This window comes from Terrisporobacter mayombei, from assembly GCF_020748465.1.
Lineage (GTDB): Bacteria > Bacillota > Clostridia > Peptostreptococcales > Peptostreptococcaceae > Terrisporobacter > Terrisporobacter mayombei.
Map to the genome: position 1 here is coordinate 1 of NZ_JAHZMP010000016.1, position 8,345 is coordinate 8,345.

Sequence of the window (8,345 nt, forward strand, 5' to 3'; positions counted from 1 at the left end):
TCGTAATAGTCAAGTATTTTACGGAAATTAATTTACTTTTTTTGTAAATTTTTTTATAAAAAAAGACGCCTCAATTTAGGACGTCCTATTATTTTTAATATAAATTTTATTTGATAATCATGTAATATTTAGGGACTAAATATCCTCTTTGTCTTTTACCTTCTATTCTCCCTCTTGTATATTCTGCACCCATACTTTCAAGAGCTTCTTTTAATCCTGTAGTAGTTTTTAAACCTAGTCTTGCTGCAATTTCACTTGTAGACCTAAATACCCAAGTATCTTTATTACTGTCCCAGTCAAAACTTGCTTCGACCATAATTTGAGTATTTCCTTTTGCACTAAACTCCTCATTGCTTTCAGAAAGTGCCTTTAATTCTTCTTTATTTAAATATAAATTATTTACATTAGAAGGTAATAAGCTCATTACTTCGCCCCATATTTGATTTATATCTAAATTTCTTAGTTTATCTACATCTATATCATTTACTGGGATTACCCAATAACGACGGTCTCCTGTTTCATCTTTAAGGAAATTAGATTTGTTTACTGTTCCAAAGAATGAAGTTGTTCTATTATACCTTACTGGGCTAATAGCATATGGAACTCTAAATTCGTCTACTGACTCTGTTAAAAATGCTTTTAGTTTTGACTGGTCACTCTTCATTGTGCTATCTAACTCACCTAATTCAACTACCCAGTATTTAATACACTTTCTTATACTATCTGTATTACTTGGGTCTAAATCCAAGCCAGTTTTTAAAAATTCCTTAGGAACTAAATGTTTAATCCATGAAGTTTTGCCACAACCTTGTGGTCCTTGTAATACTAAACAACCTTCTACAGTTGAATAACCTTCATTGTAAGCTATATTTACAGTACTTAATAACCATTTAGTTATTAAGTTATTCCTTAATTCTTTATTAAAGTATTCTGGTACTATTAAAGTTTCACATAGTTTATCTATATGTCCTGCCTCACCATCATATAAAAATTCACATTGTTCCAAATATTTTATTACTGGATTATGTTTATTTTTTTCACCTATTCTATTTATGGCTTTTATTAGAAAATCTATTGAAACTTTCAACCCATGTTTATGACAAACACTATGTATATCCATAACTTGATTATTAAAGTCTATCGTATCTGTATTTAATACCTCTATTTGTTTTGTAATAATATTATATATTGGTTTTATATCTAATTTAATTAATAGAGCTTCTACATTTTCCCATACTTTTAGAGGATTGTTTTTATTATCTAAAAAAGGAAAGTCTAAATAATAATTATTTTCCTGTTGTCGGTCTGCCTCGCAGGAACTCCTAAAAGCCTCATCTAAGTCACCTTTTTTTAATGCTTCCTCACTCTTTTTTTCATAAAAATCAACTACCTTGCTTTTTATCACTCTATTCGTTTTTACAGGTGTTCCTAAATCTAAATTAATTTGATATTTATCAGCTAATTTCTTTAATGCTTCAAAAGTCGATAAATTTTCTTTCGTTTTAACTAAATTAAGAATATCCCCACTCTCTCCACATGAAAAACACTTATAGTAATAGTGGTTATCTTTTTTATATATACTTAAAGCATCACTACTGGGACAAAACATACAACTATACTTGTCTTTTTCACGAGCCTTGAAACTTCCATATTCATAGAGTTCTTGAATTAGTTTACTTTCATCTGTAACTAGCTTTAAAATAGGTTCTTCCATCTTATTTGGAATTTCTTGCATTCTCAATCTCCCTTCATGTGAGAGAGCCTCATATTTATCCTTCTATTTCCCCTGTTTGACTTTTCTATAATAATTTCTTTGGTATTCTTTTTTTCTTTCTTTATTTTTTTTATACCATTCTTTGTACATTAGACGATTATATTCTTTGTACTCTTCTATAGTAGTTATATCTTGGTATTTTATTATTTCAGACATAAAATACACCTCCTTACTCGGAATAACATTTGTAAAAAAGTATAGAATATATTATAATGAATATAAAACAATATAGAATAAAAAGTGTATTAAAAAACACTTGCTATAAGTACAAGTTTTAGGTTAATAATTAATCTATACTTTTTTTATTTGTAAGCTGCCAACTTACAAATAAACGTAAATTTAAGAACTTTAGGGAAAATAGTGTGGAGTTTGAGAGGCTCATAGCACTATTTTTTTTATTTTTTTGACAATATTGTCTTATATAATATTATACTATTTTTTGTCAATTTTACAATTTTATATTATGTAAGACAATTACAAGTATATTCCTATCCTTGAGACTCCTATCTCAAAGATAGGAATATATGTAAAATTTATTAATTTATAGAAAATACCATGACCTTTGGATAATGGACGAAGTCTTAATAAGGTCCTATAAATTAGATAACCATTATGCTTTTGGTTTTATTAAAGAGAATGCTTCTTCTCTTAAGACATTAGAGGCTATTCTCATAGTCACTCTAATACCACATAAATCGTTTTGAGCAAGGTTTATTTGCTTTCCTGAACCAAGGTCTAAAGTAGCTTCACGAAGAACATCATAAGTTATATCTTTATATACTCCTGTAACAAGGAAGTCTCTTATATTACCCATTATAGCTAATGAAGTTATTGGGTCTAAATGACTTAAATACTCTGTTGGAGTACCAAATATACTTGAAGTATCACTTAATAAGTATTCTCCTGTAGAAGTTTTTAACTTTCTTAATTCATTCTTTATAGAGTTTACTGCTATTATATTAGTTACTTCATGTGACTTGTTTTCTACTAAAGCAAGAGCATCTGAAAAGTCATCTAATATAACACCATCACCTCTAGTAATAGATTGAGCTTCTGCTACTTCATATAAGGTTTTAAAAGGTTTCTGACCTTCTGTTACACTTCCTGTAATTATAGCCTTGTCTATAGCCTCACAGAATGCTTCTGATATTGAATCCTGTAAGTCTTTAAATACATTAACTACTGAATCCTCTAAAGCTTCTCTAGATGCTGTTATAATGAATGATAATTTCTTAGCTTCTAAAGTTACTGGAACTATTCCAGGTTCTACTACGTTTATTTTCTCACCTTCACCTACCCATGTAGGACCAGGCATTGATACTAAAACAGGTATAGTCTTTTTAACTGTTTTCATAGGTTCACGTCTAGAGTTTTGTAAACAGTATGACCCTTTTACTACCTTCTTTACTATTTGTTTTGATACTTCTTCTGGTATTAAACCAGTAAGTTTATTACTTAATATTAAACTGTCTCCCATTGTGTCTCACCTCCTTTCAAAGTTATCCTCTACGAACGATATTATCAAATGACTCTAATCCAGCACCACCAGAACTATTAGTTCCAGGAGGTATATATGAATTGGCTGTCACCCTTTCATATTCTTCCTTCTTCATTCTAGAGGTTAATTCTTTCTGAAATATCTGTTCTATTAAATTTATTTTTGCAGTGGTTATCTCTGGATCACTGTCATATACCACACTAAATAAAGAAGAATCCAAATTTCGTTTGTTTAATTCATCAGTTACTTCTAAAGAACGCTTCTCTTCAGAGAGTCTTTTATTGTCTAATCCTATAATATCCACTTTCTTATTTAACGCATCTAAGTGATGTTTTAAAGCTTCCTGTAATCTTTTTTCAAAGTCATCATCATTATTATTATTAGATACTTGCTCTACTGGTGATTCTTGTTCTAAATTAGTATCCTTGTCTTTATCCATTTAACATCCTCCTTTCTAAAATAAAATACTTGCAAGGAATATTATTCTGTTTAATTATTTTTTGTAAGCTCTTAACGCATACATGACCATTATCATACAACTTACAATAAATACAGTCATAGCAATTAATTTCCAAATTTATTCTCCTATTTTTTTACAATATTTATTAAGTCTATTTTTAACTACATCTACGATTAAACCATGAATATCTCTTACTGCATCACCGTCTAAAGTACTTAAATCGTATTTATCTAATACATAACTGTTATTAACATGGTCAATAACAGTACTCGTTATATCAACAAGTTCTTGAGCATGTGACTTAATTAGTTCTTTTATCAAATAGTTATTATCACTATCATTACTTTCAAATGCACTAATAGTAACATCTAATACCTTTGATAATTTAAATAGTACTTCATAACTAGGTTTATGTTTTCCATTCTCCACATTACATAAATATGAATACGATATACCTGCTCTATCAGCTAAATAACGTTGACTCATTTTCTTTTTTGTTCTTATATCTTTTATAATATTTCCTAAATTATTATCCATTTGTTATACACCGCCCTTAATACATCAATCATTTGTTACTATAATGATAACATTATTAAATATGATAATCAATATCTTATTATAAAAATAATCAGATATTGTACAAAAATGTAAAAAACCACTCAGACGCCAATAAGAGTGGTTTTAATAACTAGTATTTATTAAGCTTATTTAAAATGATTTTTCATAAATTCCAGTAATGCTTGAGATATTAAATCACTCTTGCTAAAAGTCAAATCTTTCGTGGATTCTTGCCAGTCTCTCCATACAAATTCATTTATTCTTATACTTTTAGGCTTAGGATCTAAATGTTTATCATTAACCAAATTAATAATTATATCTTTACTATTATTAGATTCTGTATTTCTTTTGTAGCTTTCCAGTAGTTGTCTTAATACGTCTAAATTATCAGTTAGATACTCTATTGTAGTTGATTGCGTAGTGGTTAACGTAGTTGACGTTGTAGGGTTCCTTGTAGTGGGTTTTGTAGTTTCATATGAACAGTTTGCCGACCTCACATTTAAAACCTCTGTGCTTGGCTCCTGTGCCTTCATATACACTTTTTCTTTTTGATTATACTTATAACCCAATTCTTTAATTGACTTTTGAAATCTTTTTTCCGACATACCTAACGTATCTCTAATTTCCTTAACCGACTTCCCTTCTTGTAAAAGAGAATTTATATAATTTATATCCATACTATCACCTCTTTTGTAGTAGTTTTGTAATTACATTATAAACTAAAGATAGTATGTTTTTGTTAGAATGTTAAATTATTTGAGAATAAATATCCCATATCCAAATGACTAAATAAAGATTCTTTTAATTTCAATGCTGTACTTAAATTAATATCTCCTTTACCATTTAATACGCCTTGGATATATCCGTCCTTTTTGCCTATAATCTTATTAACCATTCTATAACTTACATCGTGTCTCGTTATTTCAGCATCTAAATTAGGATATGTAATACTAATTGGTGATATGGATATATATACATTTTGATTACATATAATAATACTTTCATCTTCACGGTACATACAAAATTTATTTAAATCTAAAGTTATATCCATTCCCATTCTTCCGTATATTTTTAAATACTTTTTATCTATTACATGAAGTTTAGAAACTCTATCTTTCTCAACAGATTTTACTCCTTTTAATCTTATCTTTTTTGTTATCTCGTAATCTTGCTCTGTATATTTAAACATTTGTTACCCCCCCAGTAAAATATGATATAATTAAGTTTGCGAGAAGTAATTAATATCATATTAATTACTAAGAAGTACCTTTTAATTATTTTTAATTCTAAGGTGCTTTTTTATTTATATATGTGTTAACTTATCTTTAAATACAATCACACCTAATTCATTTTTAAATCTAATCATTGTATTATTTTCAATTAATTCAAACCTATAAATTAAAACTTTTCCATTGTTTAAAGTTGATATATTTTGATTCTTAAAGTCAATCTCCATGATCTGGATACCTTTTTTATTAAATATATCACTAATACAATCCTGTAAAATTTCCTTTGTTATCTTAACTGGTGGTATATTCTCAATCTCTTTTAAAACCATTTCTCTAAGATATTCACTTCTTTTAACTCCTCTTGCTTCAGCTAAATTATCAAAGTTATTCAATTCCTTCTTTGATAATCTAAATGTTACACGTTCACTCTTAACATCAATCAGCTTTCTCACCTCCTTATATGTATATAATAATACTTTGTCCGACATTATGCAAGACATTATTCCATAATTTTACATTCTTTTTGAAATATAACTCTTAAACCCAAATGCTCTGTTTTTGCGATTTGTTTTTAAAAAAATATTTAGATTAATCACAATAGAGAGAGGCAACGTTAAAATTAGAAGTTACCCCCCCCTCTTCATCTGATGAAAATAAAAAGTAAAATCATTGCTAATATCTTTAAATCACAACTAGTCGCTAAATATGTATTTAGGGAGTAGTTAAAATAAATCTAGTGTTTTCAACGTATTAAAAGGTTACATTATTATTTTATTTATCAACTTAATTATATTAAACTCATAACAAATAGAACTGATTAAACTATAATTACCATTTAGCTTTACTTATTAAATAATTTCAATTAATAGGTAATAAATACTTTAAATACTATAATGTGTATTGTAGAACCATATAAAATAAATAAATAATATACTGGAACACCCGATTTCTTGGGTCTTTTTTTATCGAGTTTATTAACCTCATGGTCACACTGAAATGTCTAGACACTCATGTGTTTGTAAGGTCTATTGTAAATCACTTAAAACCATTGGAACTACTAGAGTAGGCTTATATTAAGCTATCCTTGTGGTGTTTAGAGACTTGTATACCTTTGTCCAACCTAGCAATAAACTATCATAATATATATCCAGTACCTATGGACCTCATATATCATCAAGTGGGACAGAGGGACACCTTGGGACACCTATTTGGACAGTAGTGGGACACCCTTCTAACCTAGTAATGCCAATGTATTCATATGGTTTGGGACAGAGGGACACCTATTTTGACCAAAGTATATAAAATACAGCCATGTTATACCCATAGGTACATATTTATAAAAAACTTACATTTTAACTAAATTTACTGTCCCAGTGTCCCAATGTATCTATAACATAGTAATACCAATAGGTTAAAGGGTGGGACAGTAGTGGGACAGTAGTGGGACAGTAAAAATAAGTGTCCCACTTTTTATAATAAAAAAGGCTAGGTTGGATAATTAAATCCTACCTAGCTATTCTTCTTTTTCAATTATTCTTCTTTTTCAATTATTATTTTATTATCTTTGAATGTCATTTTAATATCTCTATTATCAACATCTACACCCATTTCAGTTAACCAAGGCATGGGCAAGCCAACACTTGCTCTTTTGGCGTTTTCAGAAGCATTACCACCAACTTTAGTAATATTTACTTTTCTTTTACGTATTTCCATTTTTATCACCTACCAAATATTAATTATTGTTTTTACTGCTAATACTAAAAATGCAATTAAACCAATCAATGAAACTATTCTTAAAAATAAGGTTAAATACAGTTTTTTCATATTGATTATGAAGGATAAATTTGTTATTATTTCAGTGAAGGGTTAGGCTACGACCCTTACCCTTCACCTTTAACTATATACCTCTTAGTGCTAGGATTAAAATTGCTATCCAGCCTACAAGAGATATTAACTTAATTGTGAGCTTTTCAAGTAGTTCAACTATTTTGATAAGCTCTTTTATTTTATCCCCCATTACCTCACCTCCTATAATATAATTATATACTATTGCACTGCAATAGTCAAGTCTTTTACGGAAATTAATTTACTTTTTTGGAATTATTTGCAATAAAAAACTAGAAGAAATTTATCTTCTAGCTTTATTTTTTTAACTATTTTGCTTTTTCTATTATGATTTTATCGTCTTTAAAAGTAACTGATACTTTTCTATTTTCAGCGTCTATTCCTAACTCTTTTACCCAGTTTATAGGCAATGTAATTCTAGGGGTATAATATCCGTTTCCACTTTTACCAAATGAAATATTTAAATCTCTTTTTTCTTCCAATTTGTTTCCTCCTTATTTAAAATAAAATGTTTTTAATACTACTATTAACAATACTATAGAGGTTATTAATGATATTATGTTAATTATCAAATTTAATATATCTAATTTTTTCATGTTCCTTTTTTTAAGAAATGGCTTATAATATTATTAAAGAAATAAATCCAACCTTGGGGGCTTTCACCCCCTCGGTACTACTTAGTTAAGAAAGCTATTATAATCGTTATATCTACAATGGCGTTTGTGATTCCTACGATTATGCTTACTATTTTTAGTGTTGTGTCTAAGTTAGTATTTTTGGATTTATTTCTTTTTTTCTTTGCCATTTCTTCACCTCCTTTGTTGTTTTCTATACTTTAATTATATCATTACGTGTCGTAATAGTCAAGTATTTTACGGAAATTAATTTACTTTTTTTGTAAATTTTTTTATAAAAAAAGACGCCTCAATTTAGGACGTCCTATTATTTTTAATATAAATTTTATTTGATAATCATGTAATA

The 8,345-nt window shown here is 28.1% G+C and carries 11 protein-coding genes; all 11 read right to left on the reverse strand.

Annotated elements, in window-relative coordinates:
- Positions 1-106 precede the first annotated feature (106 nt).
- The gene (locus K0039_RS19640) at positions 107-1,735 is read right to left on the reverse strand and encodes a VapE domain-containing protein (RefSeq protein WP_228106734.1); all 1,629 of its coding nucleotides are present in this window, start codon (positions 1,733-1,735) and stop codon (positions 107-109) included.
- Between the two features lie 42 nt (positions 1,736-1,777).
- The gene (locus tag K0039_RS19645) at positions 1,778-1,930 is read right to left on the reverse strand and encodes a hypothetical protein (protein ID WP_228106735.1); all 153 of its coding nucleotides are present in this window, start codon (positions 1,928-1,930) and stop codon (positions 1,778-1,780) included.
- A 454-nt stretch (positions 1,931-2,384) separates the two neighbouring features.
- Positions 2,385-3,251, reverse strand: coding sequence for a phage major capsid protein (locus K0039_RS19650; protein WP_228106736.1), 867 nt, complete (start codon positions 3,249-3,251; stop codon positions 2,385-2,387).
- A 22-nt stretch (positions 3,252-3,273) separates the two neighbouring features.
- The gene (locus K0039_RS19655) at positions 3,274-3,711 is read right to left on the reverse strand and encodes a hypothetical protein (protein ID WP_228106737.1); all 438 of its coding nucleotides are present in this window, start codon (positions 3,709-3,711) and stop codon (positions 3,274-3,276) included.
- 138 nt (positions 3,712-3,849) lie between these two features.
- Complete coding sequence (locus K0039_RS19660; RefSeq protein WP_228106738.1) at positions 3,850-4,269, reverse strand: helix-turn-helix domain-containing protein; 420 nt, start codon at positions 4,267-4,269, stop codon at positions 3,850-3,852.
- A 167-nt stretch (positions 4,270-4,436) separates the two neighbouring features.
- Positions 4,437-4,895 (reverse strand): hypothetical protein, encoded by a 459-nt coding sequence (locus tag K0039_RS19665; RefSeq protein WP_228106739.1) that lies wholly within the window; start codon positions 4,893-4,895, stop codon positions 4,437-4,439.
- A gap of 134 nt (positions 4,896-5,029) precedes the next feature.
- Entirely contained in the window at positions 5,030-5,479 is a 450-nt protein-coding gene (locus tag K0039_RS19670; protein WP_228106740.1) for a hypothetical protein, read from the reverse strand.
- Positions 5,480-5,593: 114 nt separating this feature from the next.
- Entirely contained in the window at positions 5,594-5,971 is a 378-nt protein-coding gene (locus K0039_RS19675; RefSeq protein ID WP_228106741.1) for a ribbon-helix-helix domain-containing protein, read from the reverse strand.
- A 1,078-nt stretch (positions 5,972-7,049) separates the two neighbouring features.
- Positions 7,050-7,232, reverse strand: coding sequence for an AbrB/MazE/SpoVT family DNA-binding domain-containing protein (locus tag K0039_RS19680; protein ID WP_228106742.1), 183 nt, complete (start codon positions 7,230-7,232; stop codon positions 7,050-7,052).
- A 440-nt stretch (positions 7,233-7,672) separates the two neighbouring features.
- A complete protein-coding gene (locus K0039_RS19685; RefSeq protein ID WP_228106743.1) occupies positions 7,673-7,846 on the reverse strand; it encodes an AbrB/MazE/SpoVT family DNA-binding domain-containing protein in 174 nt (57 codons plus the stop codon).
- Between the two features lie 191 nt (positions 7,847-8,037).
- Positions 8,038-8,169, reverse strand: coding sequence for a hypothetical protein (locus K0039_RS22085; protein ID WP_265589540.1), 132 nt, complete (start codon positions 8,167-8,169; stop codon positions 8,038-8,040).
- Positions 8,170-8,345 lie beyond the last annotated feature (176 nt).